The organism is Mesorhizobium sp. USDA 4132 (assembly GCF_056279545.1).
This window is the reverse complement of the sequence record NZ_JBWCCP010000003.1, coordinates 13323-37518: the sequence shown is the minus strand read 5'-3', so window position 1 is coordinate 37518 and position 24196 is coordinate 13323. Positions and strand designations below refer to the sequence as shown.

Genomic DNA, 24196 nt, shown 5'->3' with positions numbered 1-24196 from the left:
GATGGGTAACTTCAATCAGCCTTTGGGCGGAAACGAAATGCCCCGTTTCGGTGGGACCGCCACCATGATGCGGTTGCCGAGCGTGCCCACGCCGGAGGGCTTGGATGCCTGCTTCATCGGCGTCCCGATCGACATCGGTGCGTCCTGGCGCGCTGGCACACGGTTTGGCCCCAGAGCTATCCGTGCGGAATCCTGCTTGCTCCGTCCGTTCAACGTCGCCACGGGAGCTGCTCCGTTCGAAAGCCTCCAGGTAGCTGACGTAGGCGACGTGGCGATCAACACGTTCAATCTTCCGGACAGTTCTCGCCGCATCCGCGACGCGTATGAGGAACTGCTTCGCTATCCTGTCCGTCCCATCACCTTGGGCGGCGATCACTCCATTACCTTCCCGATCCTGCAGGCCGTCGCAGATAGGCACGGTCCGGTAGCGTTGATCCATATCGATGCCCATGCCGACATCAACGATTCGATGTTCGGAGAGCCGATTGCTCACGGGACGACGTTCAACCGTGCCTACGAAGCAGGGGCAATCATTCCGGAATTGACGTTCCAGATCGGATTGCGCGGGACCGGCTACTCTCCAGAGGACTTCAATTGGTCTCGTAGCCGAGGTTTCACGGTCGTACCTGCTGACGACTGTTGGGGCAAATCCTTGGTGCCGCTGATCGATGAAATTCGCGCTAAGATTGGCAATGCCAAGACTTACATCAGCTTCGACATCGACGCGCTCGATCCGTCGTACGCGCCGGGGACCGGCACGCCTGAGATTGGTGGCCTGACGTCGTGGCAGGGCCTTCAGCTTATCCGTGGTTGCCGTGGTCTCGATGTCGTCGGTGCCGACATTGTCGAAGTCTCGCCACCCTATGACCCTTCCGGGAATACCGCGCTCGTTGCTGCGAACCTCGCGTTCGAGCTTCTCTGCGTCCTTCCCGGCGTTTCCTACAACTGAGTCTGGAGGAGGCTCCCATGACCATTGATGTCAATGAAATCAATCTGGCGGATCACAGCTTCTGGCGACGTCCAGACCGTGATGAGGGTTTCGCAATCCTTCGCCGCAAACGGCCGGTCAGCTGGCATGAGTTCCCCGAAGGCCCGGAACAGGGCATGCAAGGTTTTTGGTCGGTCACGCGCTACGATGACATCGTCGCTGTGAGCCAGGATGCCAAGACCTTCCGGAACAGTCCAACCACCTATATCGGTGACCAGTCAGTCGAAGAGGCCCGCCAGGAAGGCTGGTTCCTGAACATGGATGCACCCGAGCACTTCAAGCTTCGCCAGGTGGTCTCCAAGATTTTCTCGCCAACTGGTGTTCAGACTTTGGCTCGCACGGCCGCTCAGCACGCGGAAGGACTGGTACTCGCCGCAAAGGAAAAGGCCGCATGTGACTTCGCCACCGAAGTTGCCCAACCGTTCCCTGTCGCGGTCATCTGCGACATCCTTGGTGCCCCGGCAAGCGACCGCAAACACCTTCATAGACTAACGGTCACCGCACTTGCTGGCGATGCACCTGAGATGGGGGGGGCCGACAAGGTTCCTGCTGCCTTCGCTGAACTGAACGTGTACGGCGCAGAGCTGTCGCGTGAACGCCGTAAAAACCCGAAAGACGATGTGGTCTCGCTCTTCATCGCCACCGAGATCGACGGCCGCAAATTCAACGATGACGAGGTCGGATATTTCTTCCAGCTTCTGGTGACGGCGGGCATGGAAACGACAGGGACTGTGGGCGGTCATATGATGCGTCTGTTCCTGGAGAACCCCGATCAGATGGCGATATGGGCTGCCGATCCGGACGCAATTGCTCAGACCGGCGTCGAAGAACTGGTGCGCATGGTATCGCCGGTGCAGCATATGCGCCGTACCGCGGCAGCCAACATCGAAATCGGCGGTCAGCAGATCGCCGAGGGAGACAAGGTTGTCGTGTGGTACAATTCCGGCAACAAGGACGATGCCAAGTTCGAGAATCCCTTCAGCTTCGACGTGAAGCGGAACCCAAACCCTCACATTGGATTTGGCGGTGGTGGACGTCACACCTGTCTGGGCGCGCATCTAGCTCGCCTCGAACTTCCAATGCTGGCCAAGGCTTCGTTGCAACATCTCAAAAACATAGAACCAGCGGGCGATGCCGTGTTTGTGCCGTCCCGCTTTGTGAACGGTTTGGCGTCGCTGCCGATCCGGTACACTGCGTGAGGCTCACATGACACATGAAAACAAGACCTACGTCCTGACGGGCGTTTCCTCCGGTGTCGGTGCAGCGGTCGTGGCAGACCTTTCGGGCCGTGGTGCCAAGATCATCGGATTGGATCGCGTTGAGCCGAAAGGCAGTGTCAGCACATTCTTCAAGTGCGACTTGGCTGACCCCCATCAAATCGATGCAGCGGTTCAGGCTATCGCTGAACCTATCGATGGGCTGGTGAACATCGCGGGCGTCCCGGGTTCGTTCAAGGTCGAAACCATCGCGCAGGTGAATTACCTGGCGGTTCGTCGCCTGACCGACGCGTTGCTGCCTCGGATTCGTGACTTCGGAGCCGTCGTAAACATCGCGTCGACAGCCGGTGCAAATTGGCGGGCGCGAACAGGGATGATCAAAACTCTGATCGCAAAAAGCGACTGGAAGGAGGGGCTCGCGCACTTTCTCTCTTTCGGTCTCGATAGCGTGAGGGCTTATGACGTCTCCAAGGAGGCCGTTATCTTGTATTCGATGCTGGCGTCCAGTCGTGAGCGTCACCGTGGGGTGCGGGTGAACACTGTAAGTCCAGGAGCCGTTCAGACCCCAATCCTCGACACCTTTTACGAAACAATGGGCGAAGACCTGCTGGGTCGGCTCAGGTCGCAGGCCGGGGGCAGGGATGCTCGTCCAGGTGAGATGTGCGGTCCGATTGCCTTCCTGCTTTCCCAAGAGGCGTGCTGGGTGAACGGAACCGACATCATCATCGACGGCGGAGCTGAAGTCCTAATGAATCTCGATGACCTCGCCATCCCGGCACAGTCCCTCTCTTTCTAAGGTGTCAGTATGACCGCGAACGCGTCGATCAAGGTTCTCTCACCGACGGCTATCCTGGGATACGGTTTCCCAGAGAAGTCGTTCGCCGCAGCCATGCTTCTTAATCCCGACGTTATCGCGGTCGATGCTGGATCCAGCGATCCCGGCCCGTACTATCTCGGAGCGGGGGTTTCCTTCACCAATAGGGCTGCGGTGAAGCGTGACCTTCGGATCATGCTGACCGCTGCTCGCGAGCGGAACATCCCTGTTCTCGTCGGCAGCGCCGGTGGTTGTGGTGCACGACCTCATCTCGATTGGACTGTCGATATCGTCAAGGAGATCGCCGCAGAAGAACAGCTATCAGGAAGACTAGCCGTCATCCCAGCGGATGTTTCCAAAGAACTTCTGGTATCATCGATGGCCTCGGGGAGGTTGGTGGCACTGCCTCCGGGTGATCCGGCGAGCGAGGACGATGTTGGATCGTCCACGTATGTGGTTGCCCAGATGGGCGAGGAACCTTTGATCGCTGCGTTGCAGGCCGGCGCAGACGTGATCATCGCGGGCCGGTGCTACGATCCTGCCGTTTTTGCAGCGGTTCCAATCAATTGCGGCTTCGACAGAGCGCTCGCGCTTCACATGGGAAAAATCCTGGAATGCGCTGCGATTGCGTCGACACCAGGCAGCGGATCCGACTGTATGATCGGCACACTCGATGCCGAGGGCTTCGTGCTTGAAACCGTAAATCCAGAGCGCGTCTGCACAATCTCTTCGGTCGCGGCGCACACTCTTTATGAGAAGTCTGACCCATATCGACTGCCCGGACCTGGGGGTGCGCTCGATCTACATCAGACCAAATTCGAACAGCTGGAGAATGGGCGTGTTCGCGTCACAGGAACACGCTTCATTCCTAGTGACGACTACTTCGTTAAGGTGGAAGGTGCTCGTCCTCTGGGCTTCCGCACAGTTTCCATCGCAGGCGCTAGAGGACCTGACTTCATAGCAAAGGTCGACGAAATCATTGCCGGCGTGCGAGCCCGCGTCGAAGACAACTTCAGGCAAATGCCGACAGGTAGCTGGGAGCTGATTTTTCGGACCTATGGTCGGGATGGTGTTATGGGTGCGCTGGAGCCGCAGCGCGATCTTACGCCGCACGAACTGGGCATAGTGATCGAGGCAATTGCCAAGACGCAAGACGATGCAGACACTATCTGTTCATTTGCGCGGTCAACGATGCTCCACTTCGGCTACCCTGGTCGTGTATCGACGGCTGGAAACCTCGCATTTCCGTATTCCCCTTCGGATTTCAAGGCAGGACAGGTCTATGCCTTCAGCTTGTATCACCTGCTGAAAGTTGCCGATCCAGTATCTCCGTTCCCTTTTCAGCTTGTGAACCTGGAGGACAGGGCATGACACGTCTGATCGATGTAGCAAGCGTCATTCGGTCGAAAAACGCCGGACCTTACGAGTTGACGTTCGACATCATTTTCCAAGACCGCTTTTGGTTCGAAGAGGCCAAACGGGTCAATCTCATCAATTCTGGACTCATTTGCTCGTTGTACGGCATCGAGGAAAAGGACGTGTTGGACATCATCGCCTTCGAGCCAGCCAACGCAATCAAAGCCACGATCAAACGACCTCTCGTTTCGGGTGCCATCGGGGAAACGGACGTGTACGGCGCTCAGCAGCACGCGCCGCTGTTGTCACTGAAATTTGGGGACGATTGAAATCATGGCCGTCATCTCCGAGCAGGACCTCCGCCAGAGTATCGCCGACGCGCTGCAGTTCGTAAGCTACTTCCATCCAGCTGACTTCATCCGCCACCTCGGCGCGGCTTACGAACGTGAAGAGAGTCCTGCGGCACGCAATGCGATTGGGCAAATCCTCAAGAATTCCAGGATGGCAGCTCTCGGCCGTCGTCCCATCTGTCAGGATACAGGCACGGCCAACATCTTCTTCAAGATCGGCATGGGTGCCCGTATAGACACAACGCGAAGCCTGCAGGAAATCGTCGATGATGCCGTGCGGGATGCCTATCAGGCTGAAGATAATCCGCTTCGAGCCTCGATGGTTCGCGACCCGCTTTTCGACCGGGGAAATACAGGAGACAATTCACCTGGTATCATGCATGTGGAGATGGTTGCGGGAGACGTAATCGGTATCGCCGTCTCGGCCAAAGGTGGGGGCTCGGAAAACAAGGCTAAGTTTGCAGTGCTCGACCCCGGTGAAAGTGTTACCAACTGGGTAGTGAAGACTGTCCAGACGATGGGAGCGGGGTGGTGTCCTCCCGGTATCCTCGGCATTGGTGTAGGAGGGAGCGTCGATAAGTCGATGATCCTGGCCAAGCAGGCCCTGAATGAGCCTCTCGATATGAATGAACTGCTCGCACGTGGACCGAAGGACAAGGCCGAAGAATTCCGCCTGGAAGTTTACCGCCGTGTGAACGACCTCGGGATAGGGGCTCAGGGTCTAGGCGGATTAACGTCGGTTATGGACGTCAAACTCAAAACATTCCCCTGTCACGCCGCATCTTTGCCGGTCGCTCTGATCCCGAACTGCGCCGCGACGAGACACGTCCATTTCACTCTTGATGGCACAGGGCCTGCTCGTTTCGATCCTCCAAATTTGGCCGACTGGCCCGACGTTGGTCTTGAAGCTGGCGCAGACATGCGTAGGGTGAACCTCGACTGTCTCGATAAGGACGTTGTTGCGGACTGGAAGCCCGGCGAGACGCTGCTTCTGTCCGGCACCCTGTACACGGGACGCGATGCTGCTCACAAACGCATGGCCGATGCAATCAGCCGTGGACAGGGGCTGCCCGTCGATCTACGGGAGAAGGCCATTTATTACGTTGGCCCGGTCGATGCAGTGGGTGACGAAGTCATCGGACCGGCGGGGCCAACCACCTCCACACGCATGGATCGTTACCTGGAAACCGTGCTTCCGGCAACTGGACTGCGGGTTATGGTCGGCAAGGCAGAGCGCGGTCCTGCCGCCATTGAGGCGATCAAGAAGAACGAGGCCGCTTATCTCGTGGCGGTTGGCGGTGCGGCATATCTGGTATCGCAGGCAATCCGGTCAGCCAAAGTCGCCGCTTGGCCCGATCTCGGGATGGAAGCAATCTACGAGCTGAAGGTCGAAGACATGCCGGTGATGGTGGCGGTGGATACGAAAGGGAACTCCATCCACGCCCTTGGTCCGGCGGCTTGGAAAGGTCGAGCATTCGCAGCCTTCACTTTCTAGGCGGCAGCTTCCTTCATATCCTCCACTCCCAAGTTTGTCATCAGGCGATCAAGCAACATGATCCTACGCTCGCTGCTGTAATCTTCTCCGTCGAGCGCAAAGGTGATGAGCAGGCCGTCGGTGGACGCAACCGCGAAATCCACGCGGGTTTCGATCTCCGTAGCCGAGATACCCGGAAGGAGGTTACGCATTTCAGTGCGTAGCCGGTCGCGCCATCTGCCGTAGTTCTTTTTGAATTGCACTCGCAGCTGAGGGTCATGCATCGCTACTTCCCAGAAGGCCAATGCCACGGCGGTTTCGTCGTCATGATCGTAGATTGGCAAGTGTTCTTCGAGGATAATCCGAAGTCTTTCTGGACCTTTGGCATTTTGAAGTCGTTGATCGATTCGGCTGAAAATAAGGTCTGCCACCCCCTCGAACGCGAACTTGATCATCTCGTCTTTGTCGGAAAAGTAATGCGACAGGACGCCGCTACTGAAGCCGCCCGCCCGAGATATAGTGCGCACGGTCGTGCCATTGAGGCCGTGTTCCGATATAACTTTGATTATAAGCCGGACAATCTCGGTCCGGCGCTGATCGTGGTCTACAATCTTTGGCATGATCTCGTTCACACAATTGTTGTGCGATAATAATCTCTCGATTAAGAAATGTCACGCCTTGCTCAGGTTACGACTACATATTGGCTCGTCGCACCGGAAACGCTCTCGTGACCTTCATGCCTTGTGATCGTAAGGCCTGTTTAAGCAAATGACGAGTTGATGCGTGTCGTAGCAAAAGTCACAGCGCTGACACGCTGAGCTTAGAATACTCCAAAACCGCCGAGGTTCTAATTGCACGGGTTGAAACTTCAGTGGCATGTATGGACGGCCCTCGCGTGGCAAGCGCAATTTGGCGGGTTCGGCGGATTGACAGGTGCAGAGGGATGTATTCGGCCTTTAATTGCGGCGTATCCATACCGTTGGCCCTGATGTAATCGGCAGATCGGATCCCAGACGGGTCAACGCGCTTTCAAGCTACACCACTAACCGAGTTTGTCCGGTTCCGGCTCGACCGTCCACCATCACGCCATCAGCACCTATTGGGTGAAGCGAAGCACCGCATGCCCTTCGACGACGAGAAGTCGTCGGAGATAGGCGTTACTTTGCTTGCCGATCCTTCAAAGCCTGTGTTTGCCGCCCGATAAGTTCGGTCGCGGCACCAGGCCTATCCTCGCCGCCGATTGTCTTCCGGATTTAAAGAGAGATCCGTCGCTCACTGTCGCGGCGATTGCGCTCGCAATGGTTGGGCCAATTCCAAGGATTGTCTCAAAGCGACGGCTCAGTTCGTTCGAGCGATCCCAACCGTGGATCTACGATCCATGTCGCTGACCGTCTCGTGTACCTCCCCCAACGCGTAGCGTGAGCACGTTCTGCTGCTCTTCACAGGAACAAACGGCATCGTCGGCCGCGTCACCCCCTCGCAGATCGCCTCGGCATCCGTCGCATCATTCTTCTGCCGCTAGGCATAGGGTTTGACGTAAGAAGCGGGCATCAGCCTCATTGCCCAGTGACGTAAGAACCCGAGCCCAGCGGTGTCCGGTCGCGCAAGCCTCCATTCCGATCAAGCACGGCGCCAGCGCCTTGAAAAATCCCACCACAACGTCGCGGCGCAGCCGGCGGCGGCAGACGATCGCACCAGCACAATTGACTCTCTGAATCTGAATACCTGCTTAGCGATATCCAGACCGATTATCGTAACCATGCTCCATGGCGGGCTCTCCTCATGTGACTTCGACAACCACACTTTGGCACATTGCGATGCCGGGAGCGGAGGCGGTCCACCACATCAGGTTAATCTGCCTAGAGGCGTCAGAAAGATCTTATCAAACCATTGCTGCCAAAATCCCCCAATAAACGCAAATCTGCCGCGCAAAGCTTTGGCGTTAGGAGTGAGCGACAACACCCATTCCGTCGACGCCCAGCTTTGATTCCATTTTTTCGTGATGCCACCAGTCCGCATAGATCCGCTTTCGCGAGCGAGGGACCTTCACAGGGAGCAGGTTGACTTCCAGCATCCTATCAGTCCGGAAATATCGATATGCCTCCCGAAGTTCGCACCACGCGGCGAGCACCCGGACGCAATCGAAGAAGGCGATAACGATTGGCCAAACAGTGCGCCGCTCAGGTTCACGGTCTGCCGTGTGGTAAAGGATCTCTACTTTGCAATTAACCTTCATCGCACCCCGCAATTGGAGCAGCACTGGGCCATCCTTCGGTAAGACCTCCGGACCAGGCGCAAGTAAGGGTGCGGTCCAAAATTCTGAGCGCTTCGCATCCGGCAAAATGGCGGAGATTTTGGCGACAACGTCGCGCGCTGTGGTGTTTATTTCTTTGCCACCCCGCGCCCCGACCATGCGTAATCCCAGCATGACGATCTCCAGTTCGTTCGTCGAAAACATCAGTGGTGGCAGATCGTAGCCGTCCTGCAACACGTACCCGACACTCGGCTCGCCAAAAACAGGCACTCCGGATGCTTCCAGCGCTGCCATATCGCGGTAAATCGTTCGCAACGACACCTCAAGTTCCGACGCAATGGTGCGGCCGCTGATCGGTCTGCGTTCGCGGCGTAGGATCTGTATGATCTGAAGTAGTCTGTCTGCTCTACGCATTACGCCCCTTTTGCTTCCCATCGAGATGAACGGACATCACCTTGTGAGTCGTTTAACCGATCAACCGCTTATGGCCATGCCCTATGCTGACATCATGGTGACAGCATGACTGTTGTAAAGGTGCAAGAAATCGAACAGTAGGGAGTATCATTCATGGAAATCACTCGGAGGGATGCGTTCAAGATGGCTTCATCGGCTACAATTCTTGGAGCGGTCGGCTCTACCGCGGCAGCAGCACACGATGCTGCTGCCGAAGCAGTCCTGCAGGGTGCCGACTTGGAGTTCGACCTCGGAATTCCGACGCCAGATACGGTTGATAAGCTATATGATACCATGGATTTTCAACGCGCAGTGCAAGCCTATCTCTGGGCGGTTCCGATTGTCGGCATGGAAGGTGCGCGCCGGATGCTTATCGACAACGCCGACGCGAGGAGCGGCGATCTCGTGCTTGTTGCCGGGTATCGGGACGTCAGCGTCATGCTCGGGTCGAATGTAACGACGCCCTATGTGTTCGCGTGGTTTGATCTTACGGAGGGACCAATTGTCATCGACTATCCCGAAGGCGCTACTGCGGGCTCATTGATCGACTGGTGGGATCGTCCGCTCATTGATGTCGGCATTTCGGGGCCAGATGGCGGCAAGGGAGCGGAATTCATATTGGTCGGTCCGGCGTATGAAGCTCCGGAAAATTTGCCCGATGGCGCAAAAGTGCTGCGTTCCCGGACCAACAAAGTCCTGATGTTCTGCCGGGGACTCGATAGTGACCTCACGAAGGTCGAGGCTGTTTTCTCTAAAATTCAGGTCTATCCGCTTGGCGCAACAGGGAGCGGCGCGAAGGCGCTTCTTAGGTTCAAGACCGGGGGCGAGTTGACCAGTATGGCTCATCCTAAAGGCCTCGCGTATTGGCAGTCGTTGGTTCAGGCGCTGAATGGTGAGCAGATCGAGGATCGAGACCGCTTCTTTGCAGCTATGTTGAAGCCGCTTGGTGTCACCTATGACGGATCGTTTTCGCCAAGTGACCGGCAGAGAGGGCTACTTGAGAAAGCCGCAAAGCTCGGCGAAGCGATGGCGAAGGCTAGTGCCTTCAGCAAGCGCATTCCAGGGATGCGCTATCGGGACGATACGCATTGGGAATATTTGATACCTCAGGACTTTGTCAACGAACAGGACGTGCCGAATGGTACTCTGCTTGATGAACGGATGGCGTTCTTCTACGAGGTCACAGGCACTTCCGCCGCCGTTCTCACCAAGACACCCGGAACTGGCTCGGCATACCTCACCGCCTACTGTGATCCCGACGGACACGCCTTTGATGGCGCAAAGTCTTACCGGTTGCGCGTTCCAGCCAATGTCCCTGCCAAGTCCTTTTGGTCGATCACGCTGTACGACACCGAGACCCGCGGTCTCATTCAGAACAAGCAACAGATCGTGGATCGATCTTCCCGGCAAAAACTCAAAGTCCAAAACGACGGCTCGATTGAGATTGTTATGGGACCGCAGACTCCGAAAGGCCTGGAGCAGAACTGGATACCGACAACGCCGGGTAAAGCTTGGTTTATGTATTTCCGCTTGTTCGGCCCGCTAGAGCCATATTTCGACAAGTCGTGGCGCTTGCCTGATATCGAGAAGGTCATTTAATGGTTTTTTCGGAAACGGCTGAACTTCTCCTCAATAGGGGCCGGTTCTGGTAGAGGACCGTGAGAAGGATAAGCTGTCGCAAGGACCCCTTTTGCGACAGCGCAACAGGCGCAGGCCCCGGGATTTTCGATAACGTCTAGACTGGGGCTTCGAGGTTAGCTCGGTCATCTGCATTGGCATTTCAGTTTCATACGCGAGGTCCGTTCGATGCAGGCGGATAGGTTACTCCAAGGCCTAAAAGGCGGAGGTGGAAATCGCGAAAGTCGAAGGCGCCTTGGTGAAGGAGCTGCGGACCACCCCTATCTCGATCTGTCGCCGGCGTCGCCGCAGATCTGCACTGTGAGCTGGAGACAGAGGATCCCCGCTCCGACCTGCCGGAAGCGCCGTGGCCAGCGCTCATAATCATTCTTTCTGAGCTGGATCAGATTCGCGGAAGCCGGCAACTGGAGTGATTGCGGACATAGGCTTTGAAGAAGCAATGCCATTCCTTCCCCAAGCTTAGCCGCCGCCTGAATGTCTTTCGTCGGAGAACAACAGGCTGCGGTGTTGTTGACACCGTCGATTGAGCAGGAGACAAATGCAGCGGCTTTACAGGAGACCATAATGGCCGACGATATGAATACGACGATTGATGCTGACACACCGACGGTTGCGGCGCCCGCACCGAAGAAGGAGCGCAAACCTCGCGCCAAAAAGGCGGCGGCTGAAACGGCCTCAGCCGCAGTTTCGGCGCAACCGGCAGCGACTTCGAATGCCGCAGCGGTCAAGCCGAGGAGAGGCCGCAAGGCAAGGTCCGACGAAGGTGCGCCAAGCGCCAAACTTGCGCCTCTCAAACGTGCTCCGAAGGCGGTGCAGGCAGCGACTGCTCCGTCGGTGGCAGCAGTTGACGAGTTTGCGGATCTTCTGCAGCTGGAAGACGAAAACCAAAGACTGCGCAAGCAGCTGTCCGAGAAGCTGCGTGCTGAAAATGCCGATCTGCGAAAGCGGCTCAACCTCGGTTGATCGGCAGCCGTGGGTCAAGCGCTGGCCGCATTGTCATGCTCACCGAGACGATTATCTCGGCGGCGGTTAGGTGAAGGCGTTTCCTTCTTTCGCCAAGGCGAACTGCTTTTCCTCACCCGTAACGTCAATGCTGATTCTCAGGATACCGACCTCGGATCAAGCTCCGCCCTGAGCCAGCTTTAGTGAGGGCCGGCCTCGTCCGAGAGGGGTCGATCAACGAGGGTAAGGGCAATACCGTACCCGAACCGATCTCATGCAGCAAATTGACCAAATTCGGTACAGGCAGACAATGCGGGGAGCGACGCGCGGGGACGTGCATCCGCCAAGGCCGCAGACAGTACAACCCGTACGCATCAAGCCGGCCCGCCGGGCGACATCGACGCCTCGGCCAGTTGGCTCGCACGATGAGCTACCAAAGCGGGACAATCCGGCGCCGCGATGTTAGCGAGCGCCGGCAAGGCCATGCTTCTTCAGGCGGTAGTCGAGCTTTGCCCGTGTCAGGCCAAGGCGACGGGCAGCTGACGAGATATTGCCTCCCGCGTCGGCCAGCGCAGCACGATAAAGCGCCTCTTCGGCTTTGACTAAGTCGTCGGTGGAGGTGATACCCACTCCCAAGGCAGTATTGGCTGCGTGTTTGCGCGGCGCCGGAAGCCAGATTCGGCCGTCCTCGCTCAATTGCTGCGGATAAACGCGTGACATCTCGCGACCTGAAAACAAATGCTGTATGTCGATCTGGGCGCCAGCATCGGCAAATATCACGCCGCGCTCAATCATGTTCTGCAATTCTCGGATATTGCCCGGAAAATCATAGGCCAGCAGCGCATCCATCGCCCGATGCGTCAGCCCGCTACAGTCGCGACGATGGCGGATGTTGAACTGTCTGAGGAAATGCGATACCAAGAACGAGATGTCGTCGCGGCGTTCCCGAAGAGGCGGGATTGCGATCGGAAAGACGCAGAGGCGGAAATAGAGGTCCTGGCGAAACCGTCCGGCCCGTACCTCATCCGCCAGTTCCACGTTGGAGGCAGCAATTACCCGCACATTGGCCGGCACCGTGCGGGAACCGCCGACCCGCTCGATCTGCCGCTCCTGAATCGCGCGCAGAAGCTTGCCTTGGGCCGCGTAGGCAAGCGAAGCAATCTCATCGAGAAAAATTGTGCCGGAGGCGGCCCGCTCGAAATAGCCTGCGCGAGAGGCGACTGCGCCGGTAAATGCACCTTTTTCGACGCCGAACAGTTCTGACTCAACCAAGTTATCCGGGATGGCCGCACAGTTGATAGCGACGAAAGGACCCTTGGAGCGTGGGCTTAAGCGGTGCAGTTTTTGCGAAAAAAGCTCCTTTCCGACGCCGGATTCGCCGATCAAAAGCACAGTCGCATCGGTGTCGGCCACTTTCTCGACCATGGCGCGCGCCCGCAGGAAGCTCGCAGAAGCGCCGATGATCTCGTCCGTGGTCTTGGACTCTGTGGGTTCGCGTGAGCCGTCCTTGTCGCCGTTCTGCTCCGGTGTAGCGTCCCCCATCGTCTCTCGACGCCGGGGCTTCCATTCGAGCCCGAAATAGGCGCGCTCCGGCGCGTCGTTACCCCATTCCTCGGCATTTTGGCCCACAACCAGACAGCGCTGCGCGCCCATGGCTGAGCATTCGATCTCGCGGAAGATCACCGGTCGCTTGAAAAGCTTGCTCGTGTAGCCGGTTGGATAACCCGTCTGCATCCAGCAGACGGGCTCGGTTGCGAGCCCGTGATGGGCAATATGTTCCGCCGCTTCGGAGGAATCCTCCCAAAGAAACTCCCCGAAATAGGTGCCCTTCATAACGTCGAAGCGAAAATGCCGCGTCGTCACCTTCACAAAACCTTCCAGAGTGTGAACCCGCGGGCCGGCCGCCAGAGCATGGGTCAGATCCTCGTTTGGGAAGCGCTTTTGGATCAGTTCCGCATCACGCACGCCCTGCATGTAGCCGACCCGCATGAACATGCCTTTGGCAGCCTCCACTCCGAAGGCTTCGATCACCTCCTGCCGTAGGCGGCCGAGCACCTGCGCCTGCATCAGCAGCATGCGCTGATCGTTGAGCCAGATACGGCCGTCGCCCAGCGAAAAATGAAGGGCTTGCGCCAATTCGCTCAGCGTGGGGGACGCACCGGTGTCCAGTTCGTCAAAGGCACCCCGAGAAACCATCTTGCCGGTCTTCCTGGACGCATCAGCGAGCGAAATCAGTTTTGGCAGTCGATCCATCACCACGCGAGCACCTTCATCAATTTATCGATCATGATCATGTTTTTTATCATTTGATGAAGTTTCGCAAGCAAGGAGTAGAAAGGGCGAAATGGGTGATATTCCGAAAAAGCCAAGCCATTCCAGTTCGGTACGGTGGAGGGAGGCTGTAGATTTGCCTTTGTCTCGACCTGGCACGCGGTTTGCTGCTGACTGCCATCCGTTGAGGAGACGGGTCGGAGGACGACAACACAGTAGACCGAGCGAAAGGGTCAGACGACGATCCCCGCCCACGGCAGAGCGTTGTCCCCAAAAACCAAAGCTGAGGAGAGCTTCATCGTGAACGTCCACAAACCCAACTTTCTGCAATCCGACCGCTGGGATGGCCTAGCCTTCTTCTCCGGCTGGCAGGCGACAGCTGCTGGAACCCTGAACGTTACGGATCCTGCTACCGGATTGCATGTTGCCACTGTGGGTTTCGGTGGGCCGGCAGATATTGCCCGCGCCGCCCGCGAGGCAAAGGCAGCTCAGAAGAGCTGGGCGGAGACGCTCGCCGGCGAGCGCGCAAGAATACTCAGTAGGGCCGCCGATCTGCTGGAGAAACATGGCGAAGAACTGGCACCGTGGATCATGCGGGAATCCGGTTCAATTCACGCTAAGGCAATGATCGAAGTAGAGCATGGCGCGCTCTTCATCCGCCATGCCGCAACGCTTGCCATGGCTGCCACCGGCACCTTCCTGCCGGGCATGGACACGCGCACGCATTATGCGCGCCGGGTGCCGCACGGCGTAGTCGGTGTGATTTCACCCTTCAATTTCCCGCTCGTGTTGTCGATCCGCTCGATCGCGCCGGCCTTGGCCCTTGGCAATACGATAGTTCACAAGCCCGATCCACGCACCCCCATTTCCGGCGGCTTCATCATTGCCCGTATATTCGAGGAAGCCGGACTACCGGAAGGCGTGCTGCACATCATTCCCGGTGGCGCCGATGCCGGCGAGGCACTCTGCATCGATGACAATGTCGCCATGGTCTCGTTTACAGGATCGGTACGTGGCGGCTCAAAGGTCGGCGAATTATGCGGCAAGCACCTGAAGAAGGTGCAATTGGAACTGGGCGGCAAAAATGCCCTGATTATCCTCGACGACGCCGATCTCGATGTCGCTGCTTCTAACGCCGCCTGGGGCGCCTTCTTGCATCAAGGGCAGATCTGCATGGCAACCGGCTTGGTCCTCGCCGACGAGAAGATCGCTACTGGACTCAGTGAACGGCTGGCGACGAAGGCTGGGCATCTGCAGGTCGGCGATCCCTCCGGCCACCAGGTGGCGCTCGGACCGATTATTTCGGATCAACAGGTGGCTTCTATCCAAGCTATTGTCGATGATGCCATCGCAAAAGGCGCTCAGCTTTTAGCGGGTGGCACCCATGATGGGCGCTTCTACAAGGCGACGGTTTTGACGGACGTCAGGCCGGACATGCGGGCGTTCAACGAGGAGATCTTCGGCCCCGTCGCCTGCGTCGTGTCCTTCCAGCGCGATGAAGACGCGGTCGCAATAGTGAATCGTTCAGACCACGGCCTTGCCGCCGGCGTTATTTCGCGCAATGTCGCGCGCGCCATGGCGCTTGGCAATCAGCTGAATGTCGGTCAACTCCACATCAACGACCAGACGGTGAATGGTGGCCCCTATGCGCCGTTCGGCGGTCGCGGCAAATCCGGTAATGGCAGCCGCATGGGCGGTCCCTCCGATATTGAGGAATTGACCCAGTGGCAGTGGGTCTCGGTCAAGGACCAAGCCACCGCCTATCCGTTCTGACATCGTGGGCGTCTCCCAAGAATTCCTTTTCGGTCGGTCCCGCCGCACCCCACCGGGCCGGTCGATACCTCAGACGTGTAAGGAGCTTAACCATGAAACTGCATGGCAAGACTATCGTGATTACTGGGTCGTCCTCCGGCATCGGCGGGGAAGTCGCGCGGCTTGCACGTTTTGAGGGCGCGCGTGTCATCGGTATCGACCGCAATGACACGCTTCTCACACTTGACGGCTTCGTCAAGATGGACCTCGGCGATCCGGCCGTCATCGACGCCGCCATTACCGCGCTTCCCGATCGCATCGATGGCCTCGTCAATGCCGCGGGCGTGCCCGGTACAGTTAACAGCGACATTGTTGCTCGGGTGAACTATCTCGGCCTGCGCCACCTGACGGAAGCGCTCGTGCCGCGCATGCTGAAGGGCGCCTCGATTGTCAATATCGCCTCTATTCTCGGCGCCGACTGGCCGCACCGTCTCGACGCGCACAAGGAACTGGCGGCAGCGGCAAGCTTCGTACTGGGCAAGGCCTGGCTCGACACAAACCCGGTGCAGCAGGAGAACTGCTACCAGTATTTCAAGGAGGCCCTAATCGTCTGGACCAAGAAGCGCAGCTTAGAACTTTTCATGCAGGACAACATTCGCATGAATTCGGTGGCACCGGGTCCGGTTTTCACGCCCATCCTCGGCGATTTCGTTTCGATGCTCGGACAGGAACGCGTCGATCGCGATTCGGCCCTCGTGAAGCGTCCGGCGCTTCCCGATGAGATAGCAGGGCCGATCGTGTTCCTGTTGTCGGACGATGCCCGCTGGATCGTCGGCGCCAACTTGCCGATCGATGGCGGTATTGAAGCCGCCTATGTGTGAGCGGAACGCTACACCTGTGCCGACCGGAGGACCACGCCAACCAGCGACAAGGCTCACAACCTATCTACTGCCTGGCCACGATCGCCTGGAGAGCGTTCACCTTAAAACCTTTCGCCCGATTAAAGAGCTCACCGGTTGCCCCAAAGCAGTAAAGCTGTCATCGGGCGCTGGACGCGGTCCCGCTATGAGTTAACAAGTCGTCACGTTGTCAGCAGGGTTCAGACTTTGGTTTTCGGACGTGCAGTCATATGTTCGGCCGATCTAACGCGGTCTATGCCGCTGGCCACGATGAGATCCGCCATGTCGATCGCCTTATCGCTGTCACGCTCGAGGACGCATTGAGGAAGACAGTCTGATCCGTATCGAGATTTGTCCGTTGGGATCATGGCGCATTCGCCTCCTTGCCACTTGATCCGGCGACAGAGCGCCGGAACTCTTCTGTTCCTAAGCGGTCCGATCCAACGCGTGCGCTTCCCGTTCGGGCACGAAGGGCGCATCGGTGATCGCCCGCCACACCGCCGATCTGCCGACAATGGATGAACATCTAGCCGCTGCGCGAAGGGCTCATACGACAGCATAGGAAAATCTGTTCCTCCGGCGGCATATCGATAGCCGTGGCACAGGTATACGAGGTCTCCTTCACTATTTGGAAGCCAGCCTCTGCGATAATTGTCCGCAGATCCTCGCGCAGGTAGCCGGAGACACGGATGTTGTTTCCGAGGAACGTTATTGGGAAATCGTCGACATCGGCCTCCACCATGGATAGGGCGAACAGGCCACCAGACACCAGCAGATTGCGGATCGTCAGGAGCGCGAGGGGAATCTCCGCACGGGGCAGCATTAGCAGCGAGAAGAAGGCCGCGACAGCGTCGAACTGGCCGAGTTCCCGCGGTCCACCTGGTCGCAAGTCGGCAATGTCCATTTGGTGGAATGTTGCGCCAGGCACACAGTCCTGGCTGAGTTTCACCATCGCGCCGGACAGATCGATGCCCACGACCTCAAAACCGGAGGCCACTAGCTGGCGGGAAGTTGGCACGCCAGTACCGCAGCCCAGATCCAGAACGCGAGAACCGGTCGGCAAGGACCTGATCAGCCAATCGCCCGCTGAGACTTGACCCTGTTTGTGTGGAAAGGCCTCATCGTAGTGCGCGCCAATGGCGTCGAAGGCTTCTGCCTGGCCCTCGCGATTTATCCAGAGGTTGTCGTAGCCGCCCGCGCTGCGTTGATTGTCCACCTGAATTGTCCTTCCTCAAGAGTTGCCTGGCAGATAATACCCTGCAACGACACTTCTGCGATGAATGTTGCGCTCTGCGTGCCATTCGTGTGAGCGATACAGACGGCAGCTATCGCTGTTCCGACCATCGGAATCGCCGCATCGGTCGCCTGTGACGGCCAGGTTCTCTTTTCGGAAGAGATGCTTTAGCTGCTCAACGATTTTACGCCCCGCTTCGTCAAGCATATGGCGATCTGGGCAAGAGGGTAGGAGCGGCCGCGGCTTATGCGCGCGAGGTTCGCGCCCGTGCATTTCTCGCGGAGGAGCTTATGTTCCAACGCCGGTCGTGATGGCGCGCGTTGTTGAGGTGTAGAGACACGATGATCCGCACCCGTCTCAGATGCCTAGACAGGTGATTTCCGCTGGTCAACATTCTCAAATGCCTCATTTCAGACTATCCCGGTTCCAACAGCTGCGTCCGGCTGGGAAATCTGCGAATGACCTAGACCGTCTGTGAAGTAAGTTTTATAGGCGACCTATCACCTCAGTCATACCGTTGAGCCTGCGGCTCGGAAGTTTCGGAATCAAAATTATGAAAAAGCCCCAACGGCACTTTATCGTCGAACGTAAGCTCTCTCGAAAAACTCAGCGGCCAATTTCAAAGACCATCTGGGGAGACGTCGACCTCAGATCAATCACGCGTGCAGTGCAGGACGACGCGACGCTTTTCTCCAAGTTTGTTCGGAAGCAAAATATGCTTGCGGATGTGACTTCGGCCGAGTTGACAGACCAAGCGCCATCGACACTGTCTCTAGAGCCTTGGAAAGAGAAAAGATTACTCGAACCAGTGACATCCGTCGTCAACCCGGTTGATCCGACACTCAATACCGATACTGAAGGATCACAGGCTGTACCGGATTCAGTATCGAAGAAGCAGCGCAAACCGCGTATCAAGAAAGCGGTTAGTGAGACGGCATCCATAGTCAACGCGGAAACTTCCACTTTCTCAGGTGCAGCGGGCGTAGATCGCGGCAGACAAACAAGGACGCGCAAAAAGGAACTCAGCTTCTCGGCGGGCGCCAGCGTCAGGAAAAACACTGGAGAACCGGCTATAAAACCTGATGAGATGGTTGCTGTATCGGTCAATTTTGCAACTGATGAGCTCGTCGATCTTCTTCAGCTGGAGCAGGAAAATAAGCATCTACGCAAATTGCTGGCAGAAAAACTGCGCGTAGAAAACGCTGATTTGCGTAAGAGGCTCGGTCTCGGATAAGGCCACGACTCACGTCGGCAGAGAGCTCTTGGCGTCGCCGCCAGAAAGGTAATCTGTAGCATGGACATCCTCCTGTGTTTTTCGGCGGGGTAGAGGGTCTAGACCAAGAAACGGGTGGATACGAACCAATTTCCATGGAACGTCAGGTCCAGAATGGCCCGCTCCTTTGAAACCAGCCGCAGCGTTTGAGTGTCTAAGGAACAACGCGCTAGCGACCGTATCCCATAACAGCATAATCGCGAGACTTTAAAAGCTGCAGCAGCAGATCAGCAGTATGGAACTCATTGGGCTTTGGCCGCGGGTCGACCGGTCGTTGGGAGCTAGGACGATCGACATTCATCGCAGCCAGAGCATTGCGGCAACCAGATAGAAGAAGCCTTGGGAATGAATGGTTCTGCGATCGTATCGGGTTAAAAAACTGCGGAAGTGCTTCATTCGGTTGAAGCACCTCTCTATACGGTTGCAATGCATGTACGGGAGTTCATCGTGCGGAATGATGATCTTGCGCGAACAGTTTGACGGGATAACGGCTTTGGCTCCGATGCTGGCGCATTGCTCGCAAAACATTGCTGTCATAGGCCTTATCGGCCAGCACGACATTGCCGATCTGCCCTTCCAGAGGCGCCGGAGCTTGCATGACGTCGCCGAGTGGTCAATCCAACTCGGGAACGCCTGAGCGCCGGATCCTTGGCCCCTTTTTCCGGATGCCGCCTGCTGATGAGCACAGACGATCGTGCTGTCGTTCATCAGATATTGGTTGTCTTAGTCTGCCTTCAGCGTCTCGAACACCTGCTCCCAGATGCCGGCATGGCATCAGCGGCTGAAACGCTTATGCACCGACTTCCACTTGCCATACCGCTCCGGCAGATCGCGCCAGAGCGCAACACCCAAAGACAACTATTCATAAACAGCCGGTTGTCCGATCCAGTGCGCCCCGAATCCTCAGCTTTATCAGGCAACAACGACGCAATCTTCGCCAACTGAGCATCGCTCAATTCATATCGTCTGGCTGCCATCCACAAACCTCCGTGATCAAACACGGTCGTCTACCAATCAGTCTTCAAGCGATTTGGGAATCCTGAATGTCGATAGGTCCTAGGATGTGTATTGCGACAAGAATGATCACTGAAAATATGGACGGGACCGCCGCCATCAGGACAATCTGCTGTGTCGACCAGCCTAATGCGATGACCGCGCCTCCAAGTCCCGGGCCGACCACAGAACCGATCCGGCCTGCGGCCGCAGCAAAGCCAACTCCTGTCGCTCGAAGGTGTCCGGGGTAGAACGAAACAGCGAGAGCGGCCTGCCCCATACAACAAGGAACCAGTCCGGCTCCAATACCGAAGACAACCATCATTATTGTCTTGTCCAGACTTCCGTGTGCGAAGATCAGAATGCAGCCGAGCCCGAAGGCCCCGTACACCATAAGGGATCTCACGACACTCAGTTCCACTACCAGGAAAACGAGGATCACGCCTCCGAACAGACCACCCATGGACAATACTGCCGCGCTCGCTGGAGCCATTTCAGATGGCATGCCCCAGTTGATCAACAACGTCGGCGTCCAGTAGAGGACGGCATAGGCTTCCACAAATACGACGAAGGCGAAAAGCCAAAGAAGAATCGTCCGAAGTGCAAGCTGCCCCGCAAACAGCCCCAGGATCGCATTTTCTTTGCCGGCTACGGTATGCTCACGGCTCGAAGCAGGAAAAAAGCAGACGATGGCCGGCAATAGAAGCAGGGGCAGTATTCCACCGACTATAAAGATTGATTGCCAGCCATAGTTCTGGATCAGCGGCCCTCCGAGAATACCCGCCAGTACGCCCCCTGCTGAAAGACCGGTTGTGATAAATATGGCCGTGGTGGACCTACGTGCCGGTGAAACGACGGACGACGCAGCGCCCACAGCAAGAGGCAGAACCGCTCCCAACCCTACGGAGGTCATTAGCCGCAGGGTAGCGAGACCCATGATATCGGTGGCAGTTGCACTGGCGAGGCTGCCAATGCTAAAAACTGCGACACTGAGAAGCATCACTCTGCGGTCTCCAAGGCGAATTGCCATTGGACCTGCTGCAATGTAACCAATGACCGCGCCAATACTGGCAGCCATGAAGACTGGCGCCATGGCGGACGCCGGCATGTCCCAGATATTGGCAATCTTTGGCGCCACGAAGGTTATTGAGATGGTGTCGAGGCCATCAAAGACGACGATCGTAAAGCAGATAACGATGATGGGCCAAATGGAAACGGCGCTATTGGCGACATGATCGCCCCCTTCCTGACTGACAGGCTTGCACATTCTCTTGTTCCCCGTATGTCGGTTTGTTTTCTTGAGCTACCTTGCGTGGCAGGGTTCGTCTGACGTGTAAGACCAATCGATTCCGCAAGGCGACTTTCCGCCTTGCCTCGCGCCTCCCTCGACGTCAGAAAAGGCGGCGGCTGGAACGCGCTCTTGTTGACGATCAGTGCGGCTTGGCTCCTCCTGTAGACTGGACGATGCGGCACGCCTGCCACACTGGGTTTCCGCGGAGCCAGGGACTGAAGCCCTCCTGGACAGAAAATAAAGGGCGGGCGCCTTGCCCCCAGACCACGGTCAAGGGTATTGGCTCAGACGTCCGGGTTGCCGAACAGGAACGGGACGTTAAGGCAAATTCATGCGCCGGGGGGGCCAGTGATAACTATAACATTGCTGCAGATGAGGGCTTATCATGCGACGTTTATTTCCACCGAGTGCACCGCGTTTCTCGCGCCAGCTAACGGCTGCCCTTCCCCGACTTCGTTCGTGCACTGGCAAATTAGGAGGTGCTGACCCGCTCGAGGCGACCATGACAACTCGAACCTTTGCCAGCTTCTATCCTCGCGTGGCCCGACTGTTGCAGCTTGCCACGAGCCTCCTCCATCCACACTCACCTCGACACTCGAAATCTGATTGTCTCCCCAAGCCCAGCCCCATATTGTTGTTGGCATGTCAGCTGAGAGTATATCACTTGGGGACGGCGACACGATGACCGACTCCGGGGCGACATGCCAAACCGGTCTCACACCCCAAGCCGTGTGGTCGTTATAGAAACGCGTCGTATAGGCGCTTCGCGACCGCCGGTCTGCGGCAGTGATCGAACCAAGCCATTTTACGGAGTTCGTGCCGTACCATCCTGGCACGACCAGCCGAACCGGACCTCCGCGCTCCATGGAAAGCGGCCGGCCGTTGATCTCAAGTGCAAGAAGGACCTCTTCTGCAAGTGCTTTCGCGATCGGCAGATCCTTTTGATAAGGTTCTTCGACTTCTGCGTACGAGCCCCACTCAAGGCCGGAAGTCCATACGTAGGACGCATCGCTGCTGATCTTCGCGCGCTCCAGAACAAGCGATAGCGGCACCCCTTTCCAAACCACATTTCCAATCCTGCGCTTGGCGATTGTCGGAGCAAGAGGGCTGCCAGCGCATTCGTGAAATGACATATACTCGCGCTGCGGCATCGCCAGGAGATCAGCCAAGCGCAGCTCCACCGGGTTTCCCACGAGGCCATCGACATCCAGATGCCAATGGTTAGGGTCGATTTCCAGGAACCCCATATGAGTGACCAGAAAAAGATCGTCTTCAGCGGTGATCCAGGAGTTGAGGGCATGAACGCCTTCAGCAGGGCCTTGGAATGAGAACCCCTTCTTGGTCATATGCATGCCCGTCCGTGTCATCGCCTTACTCCGGTAACGCTTGCACCTCAGTGTCCGTTGAAGATTCCGTAGTGATGTCTTTTACAAATTTTATCGGCTTTCGACGCGTCCGGTTCACAGCTACGTCGAATATGTCAAAGCGGTTGTAACCCGCAACGACGTCGTGAAACCGCTTCGGTTCAATACAATCCTCCAGATCGATATGGGCGTACCCGATACCTTCGTCAATCAATTCATCACCAACGGGCGCCCCCGTTGGTCCGAGGAAAAAGCTGCTGGCCTTCGGACTGGCATCTATGACCGCCGCGACCGTGGGGTCATTCAAGGCTATGGACTGGCGCGCGCTTTCATCCAACCGCCCGGCTACAATGATGCCGAAGCACTTGGCCTCGAAACAATGGGCCGAGGCACGGATTCGATTGGCCGCCCGGTTGTCGTAGTTGTCTCTTTCTGTAGGAACACGAGTAGGCCATATGGGGGGATAAGTGCTTATGTGGACCTGTTCTGCTTGCGTCATCAGAGTATACCGCGCAAGCGGATTGGTATTTTCCCCGCAAATGAGACCGCCAATACGTCCAATTCTTGTATTCGCGACGACCAGACCAGCGCCGTCGCCGGGGTCCCATACCAATTTTTCGAAAAAGGTCGCGACCAGTTTTCTGTGGTGGATTAGGATTTGGCCAGTATCTGAGATCAAGATGTTGCTATTCCACAGTCCTCCGACACTTGCCGGATTGCGCTCCGAGAAGCCGATCGAAACGAAAACACCATAGTCAGTCGCCGCTTTCCGCACGCGCTCAATTTCCGGGCCATCCACGTATACCGAAGCATTCAAGAAGCGCCTGAAATGTTCGTGCGATTGGATCGGCGGGTAAAGTGCTGCCCAAATAGGGAAACCGGGAAGAAAACTCTCCGAAAACACCACCAGGGAAGCGCCGTTGCGGCTCGCCTCAGCAATCACGGAGCAAGCTTTGTTTGCGCTTGCCAAGGGATCCAAGTACACCGACGCGGTATGAGCGGCGGCGGCCTTAAAACTCACGGTTCTCATCGATTTCCATTGCCGATAAAATCGGCCCTTCCCATCTGGAGCATCGCGACAAGCGCGGCGTGTTCAGGATTGTCGTTGTGCCGTTAGACTGATTTCTATTCGCGCTCCTAGCTGCAGACTGGAGCAGCCAATGGTGGTGCGCGAGGGATAAGGTGCTGAAAAGCGAGTGGCGTAAACCCGATTCATATGGCTAAAGTCGCTCATGTCGGTCAAATAGACGTTGACTGAAACGACGTCGTCGCCCCCTAATCCTGCCGCCTCGAGAACCTGAAATAGCTTGTCAAAGCACTGGCGTGTTTGATCGGCAATGCCGCCATCGGCCAGTCTGCCGGAGCTCGGGTTGATCGGCGTTTGGCCAGAGCAGAACAGCAAGTCGCCAGCCCATGTCGCGTGCGAGTATGATCCCACAGCGGTGGCGTGCGAAGAGTTCACAGTTTGTCTCGACATGGTCTTCTCCTAGGTTACCTTAAGCAGACCAACTTTTGGGATCAGTCCGCCTGCCGAAGTTTGCTTCACACGGACTAACTGGGGGGTCGGGTCCGAAGCTAGCAGAGCGAATCTGCGCGCCAACCCCAATAGAATGCACTATGCTGTGCAAAAATA

19 protein-coding genes and 3 pseudogenes are annotated in these 24196 nt (G+C 57.1%); 12 read left to right on the top strand and 10 right to left on the bottom strand.

Annotation, left to right across the window (positions count from 1 at the left end; all coding sequences use genetic code 11):
• Position 1: 1 nt before the first annotated feature.
• The 6 genes from speB to ACZ9IU_RS30625 are packed head-to-tail and all read left to right on the top strand — an operon-like array spanning position 2 to position 6220.
• Positions 2 to 949: an agmatinase gene (speB, locus tag ACZ9IU_RS30650; RefSeq protein WP_040125960.1), complete on the top strand. Its 948-nt coding sequence runs from the start codon at positions 2 to 4 to the stop codon at positions 947 to 949.
• 17 nt (positions 950 to 966) lie between these two features.
• Positions 967 to 2187 (top strand): cytochrome P450, encoded by a 1221-nt coding sequence (locus ACZ9IU_RS30645; RefSeq protein ID WP_040125961.1) that lies wholly within the window; start codon positions 967 to 969, stop codon positions 2185 to 2187.
• Positions 2188 to 2194: 7 nt separating this feature from the next.
• On the top strand, positions 2195 to 3001 hold the full coding sequence (locus tag ACZ9IU_RS30640; RefSeq protein WP_040125962.1) for a coniferyl-alcohol dehydrogenase: 807 nt from the start codon (positions 2195 to 2197) through the stop codon (positions 2999 to 3001).
• A gap of 9 nt (positions 3002 to 3010) precedes the next feature.
• Positions 3011 to 4390 (top strand): acyclic terpene utilization AtuA family protein, encoded by a 1380-nt coding sequence (locus tag ACZ9IU_RS30635; protein WP_040125963.1) that lies wholly within the window; start codon positions 3011 to 3013, stop codon positions 4388 to 4390.
• A complete protein-coding gene (locus tag ACZ9IU_RS30630) occupies positions 4387 to 4704 on the top strand; it encodes a DUF4387 domain-containing protein (protein WP_040125964.1) in 318 nt (105 codons plus the stop codon). Before ACZ9IU_RS30635 ends, ACZ9IU_RS30630 begins: the two co-directional genes overlap by 4 nt.
• Positions 4705 to 4708: 4 nt before the next feature.
• Positions 4709 to 6220, top strand: a complete 1512-nt coding sequence (locus ACZ9IU_RS30625; protein WP_040125965.1) for a fumarate hydratase — start codon at positions 4709 to 4711, stop codon at positions 6218 to 6220.
• Here ACZ9IU_RS30625 and ACZ9IU_RS30620 read toward each other — a convergent pair.
• From ACZ9IU_RS30620 to ACZ9IU_RS30610, 3 genes and pseudogenes are all read right to left on the bottom strand, one after another.
• The gene (locus ACZ9IU_RS30620) at positions 6217 to 6819 is read right to left on the bottom strand and encodes a TetR/AcrR family transcriptional regulator (protein ID WP_040125966.1); all 603 of its coding nucleotides are present in this window, start codon (positions 6817 to 6819) and stop codon (positions 6217 to 6219) included. The two genes, ACZ9IU_RS30625 and ACZ9IU_RS30620, sit on opposite strands and share 4 nt — an antisense overlap.
• A 590-nt stretch (positions 6820 to 7409) precedes the next feature.
• A pseudogene (locus ACZ9IU_RS30615) lies at positions 7410 to 7960 on the bottom strand (transposase); the annotation flags it as partial.
• A 181-nt stretch (positions 7961 to 8141) separates the two neighbouring features.
• On the bottom strand, positions 8142 to 8867 hold the full coding sequence (locus tag ACZ9IU_RS30610; protein ID WP_040125967.1) for a helix-turn-helix transcriptional regulator: 726 nt from the start codon (positions 8865 to 8867) through the stop codon (positions 8142 to 8144).
• 153 nt (positions 8868 to 9020) lie between these two features.
• Between ACZ9IU_RS30610 and ACZ9IU_RS30605 the strand changes: the two genes are divergently transcribed.
• Together ACZ9IU_RS30605 and ACZ9IU_RS30600 are read left to right on the top strand one after the other, a co-directional pair.
• Positions 9021 to 10505 (top strand): DUF1254 domain-containing protein, encoded by a 1485-nt coding sequence (locus ACZ9IU_RS30605; RefSeq protein ID WP_157885371.1) that lies wholly within the window; start codon positions 9021 to 9023, stop codon positions 10503 to 10505.
• A 513-nt stretch (positions 10506 to 11018) separates the two neighbouring features.
• Entirely contained in the window at positions 11019 to 11507 is a 489-nt protein-coding gene (locus ACZ9IU_RS30600; protein WP_437179082.1) for a transcriptional regulator, read from the top strand.
• A 441-nt stretch (positions 11508 to 11948) separates the two neighbouring features.
• Here ACZ9IU_RS30600 and ACZ9IU_RS30595 read toward each other — a convergent pair whose 3' ends face one another.
• Positions 11949 to 13739 carry a sigma-54-dependent Fis family transcriptional regulator gene (locus tag ACZ9IU_RS30595; RefSeq protein WP_040125969.1) on the bottom strand — a complete coding sequence of 597 codons (1791 nt, stop codon included), beginning with the start codon at positions 13737 to 13739 and terminating at the stop codon, positions 11949 to 11951.
• A 318-nt stretch (positions 13740 to 14057) separates the two neighbouring features.
• On the opposite strand from ACZ9IU_RS30595, the gene ACZ9IU_RS30590 reads away from it, so the two are divergent.
• Together ACZ9IU_RS30590 and ACZ9IU_RS30585 are read left to right on the top strand one after the other, a co-directional pair.
• The gene (locus ACZ9IU_RS30590) at positions 14058 to 15530 is read left to right on the top strand and encodes a benzaldehyde dehydrogenase (protein WP_040125970.1); all 1473 of its coding nucleotides are present in this window, start codon (positions 14058 to 14060) and stop codon (positions 15528 to 15530) included.
• Positions 15531 to 15622: 92 nt separating this feature from the next.
• Positions 15623 to 16390, top strand: coding sequence for a coniferyl-alcohol dehydrogenase (locus tag ACZ9IU_RS30585; protein WP_040125971.1), 768 nt, complete (start codon positions 15623 to 15625; stop codon positions 16388 to 16390).
• Between the two features lie 544 nt (positions 16391 to 16934).
• On the opposite strand, the gene ACZ9IU_RS30580 is transcribed toward ACZ9IU_RS30585, so the two are convergent.
• Positions 16935 to 17624 (bottom strand): class I SAM-dependent DNA methyltransferase, encoded by a 690-nt coding sequence (locus tag ACZ9IU_RS30580; RefSeq protein WP_040125972.1) that lies wholly within the window; start codon positions 17622 to 17624, stop codon positions 16935 to 16937.
• 102 nt (positions 17625 to 17726) lie between these two features.
• On the opposite strand from ACZ9IU_RS30580, the pseudogene ACZ9IU_RS30575 reads away from it, so the two are divergent.
• Together ACZ9IU_RS30575 and ACZ9IU_RS30570 are read left to right on the top strand one after the other, a co-directional pair.
• Positions 17727 to 17953, top strand: a pseudogene (locus ACZ9IU_RS30575) (3-methyl-2-oxobutanoate hydroxymethyltransferase); the annotation flags it as partial.
• Positions 17954 to 18195: 242 nt separating this feature from the next.
• A complete protein-coding gene (locus ACZ9IU_RS30570; protein ID WP_040125973.1) occupies positions 18196 to 18876 on the top strand; it encodes a hypothetical protein in 681 nt (226 codons plus the stop codon).
• 336 nt (positions 18877 to 19212) lie between these two features.
• Here the strand turns inward: ACZ9IU_RS30570 and ACZ9IU_RS30565 are convergent.
• The 5 genes and pseudogenes from ACZ9IU_RS30565 to ACZ9IU_RS30545 form a co-directional block, all read right to left on the bottom strand.
• Positions 19213 to 19892, bottom strand: a pseudogene (locus tag ACZ9IU_RS30565) (transposase).
• A gap of 44 nt (positions 19893 to 19936) precedes the next feature.
• The gene (locus tag ACZ9IU_RS30560; protein WP_051900757.1) at positions 19937 to 21175 is read right to left on the bottom strand and encodes an MFS transporter; all 1239 of its coding nucleotides are present in this window, start codon (positions 21173 to 21175) and stop codon (positions 19937 to 19939) included.
• 407 nt (positions 21176 to 21582) lie between these two features.
• Positions 21583 to 22566: a molybdopterin-dependent oxidoreductase gene (locus ACZ9IU_RS30555; protein ID WP_040125975.1), complete on the bottom strand. Its 984-nt coding sequence runs from the start codon at positions 22564 to 22566 to the stop codon at positions 21583 to 21585.
• A gap of 4 nt (positions 22567 to 22570) precedes the next feature.
• Positions 22571 to 23593 (bottom strand): carbon-nitrogen hydrolase family protein, encoded by a 1023-nt coding sequence (locus tag ACZ9IU_RS30550; RefSeq protein WP_040125976.1) that lies wholly within the window; start codon positions 23591 to 23593, stop codon positions 22571 to 22573.
• Between the two features lie 63 nt (positions 23594 to 23656).
• Positions 23657 to 24040: a RidA family protein gene (locus ACZ9IU_RS30545; protein ID WP_046636061.1), complete on the bottom strand. Its 384-nt coding sequence runs from the start codon at positions 24038 to 24040 to the stop codon at positions 23657 to 23659.
• Between the last annotated feature and the right edge of the window lie 156 nt (positions 24041 to 24196).

Excerpts from the sequence above, each read along its gene's own strand:
- speB (WP_040125960.1), top strand. The coding sequence starts at position 2 with ATGGGTAACTTCAATCAGCCTTTGGGCGGAAACGAAATGCCCCGTTTC.
- ACZ9IU_RS30645 (WP_040125961.1), top strand. The coding sequence starts at position 967 with ATGACCATTGATGTCAATGAAATCAATCTGGCGGATCACAGCTTCTGG.
- ACZ9IU_RS30640 (WP_040125962.1), top strand. The coding sequence starts at position 2,195 with ATGACACATGAAAACAAGACCTACGTCCTGACGGGCGTTTCCTCCGGT.
- ACZ9IU_RS30635 (WP_040125963.1), top strand. The coding sequence starts at position 3,011 with ATGACCGCGAACGCGTCGATCAAGGTTCTCTCACCGACGGCTATCCTG.
- ACZ9IU_RS30630 (WP_040125964.1), top strand. The coding sequence starts at position 4,387 with ATGACACGTCTGATCGATGTAGCAAGCGTCATTCGGTCGAAAAACGCC.
- ACZ9IU_RS30625 (WP_040125965.1), top strand. The coding sequence starts at position 4,709 with ATGGCCGTCATCTCCGAGCAGGACCTCCGCCAGAGTATCGCCGACGCG.
- ACZ9IU_RS30620 (WP_040125966.1), bottom strand. The coding sequence starts at position 6,819 with ATGCCAAAGATTGTAGACCACGATCAGCGCCGGACCGAGATTGTCCGG.
- ACZ9IU_RS30610 (WP_040125967.1), bottom strand. The coding sequence starts at position 8,867 with ATGCGTAGAGCAGACAGACTACTTCAGATCATACAGATCCTACGCCGC.
- ACZ9IU_RS30605 (WP_157885371.1), top strand. The coding sequence starts at position 9,021 with ATGGAAATCACTCGGAGGGATGCGTTCAAGATGGCTTCATCGGCTACA.
- ACZ9IU_RS30600 (WP_437179082.1), top strand. The coding sequence starts at position 11,019 with ATGTCTTTCGTCGGAGAACAACAGGCTGCGGTGTTGTTGACACCGTCG.
- ACZ9IU_RS30595 (WP_040125969.1), bottom strand. The coding sequence starts at position 13,739 with ATGGATCGACTGCCAAAACTGATTTCGCTCGCTGATGCGTCCAGGAAG.
- ACZ9IU_RS30585 (WP_040125971.1), top strand. The coding sequence starts at position 15,623 with ATGAAACTGCATGGCAAGACTATCGTGATTACTGGGTCGTCCTCCGGC.
- ACZ9IU_RS30570 (WP_040125973.1), top strand. The coding sequence starts at position 18,196 with ATGAAAAAGCCCCAACGGCACTTTATCGTCGAACGTAAGCTCTCTCGA.
- ACZ9IU_RS30560 (WP_051900757.1), bottom strand. The coding sequence starts at position 21,175 with ATGTGCAAGCCTGTCAGTCAGGAAGGGGGCGATCATGTCGCCAATAGC.
- ACZ9IU_RS30555 (WP_040125975.1), bottom strand. The coding sequence starts at position 22,566 with ATGACACGGACGGGCATGCATATGACCAAGAAGGGGTTCTCATTCCAA.
- ACZ9IU_RS30550 (WP_040125976.1), bottom strand. The coding sequence starts at position 23,593 with ATGAGAACCGTGAGTTTTAAGGCCGCCGCCGCTCATACCGCGTCGGTG.
- ACZ9IU_RS30545 (WP_046636061.1), bottom strand. The coding sequence starts at position 24,040 with ATGTCGAGACAAACTGTGAACTCTTCGCACGCCACCGCTGTGGGATCA.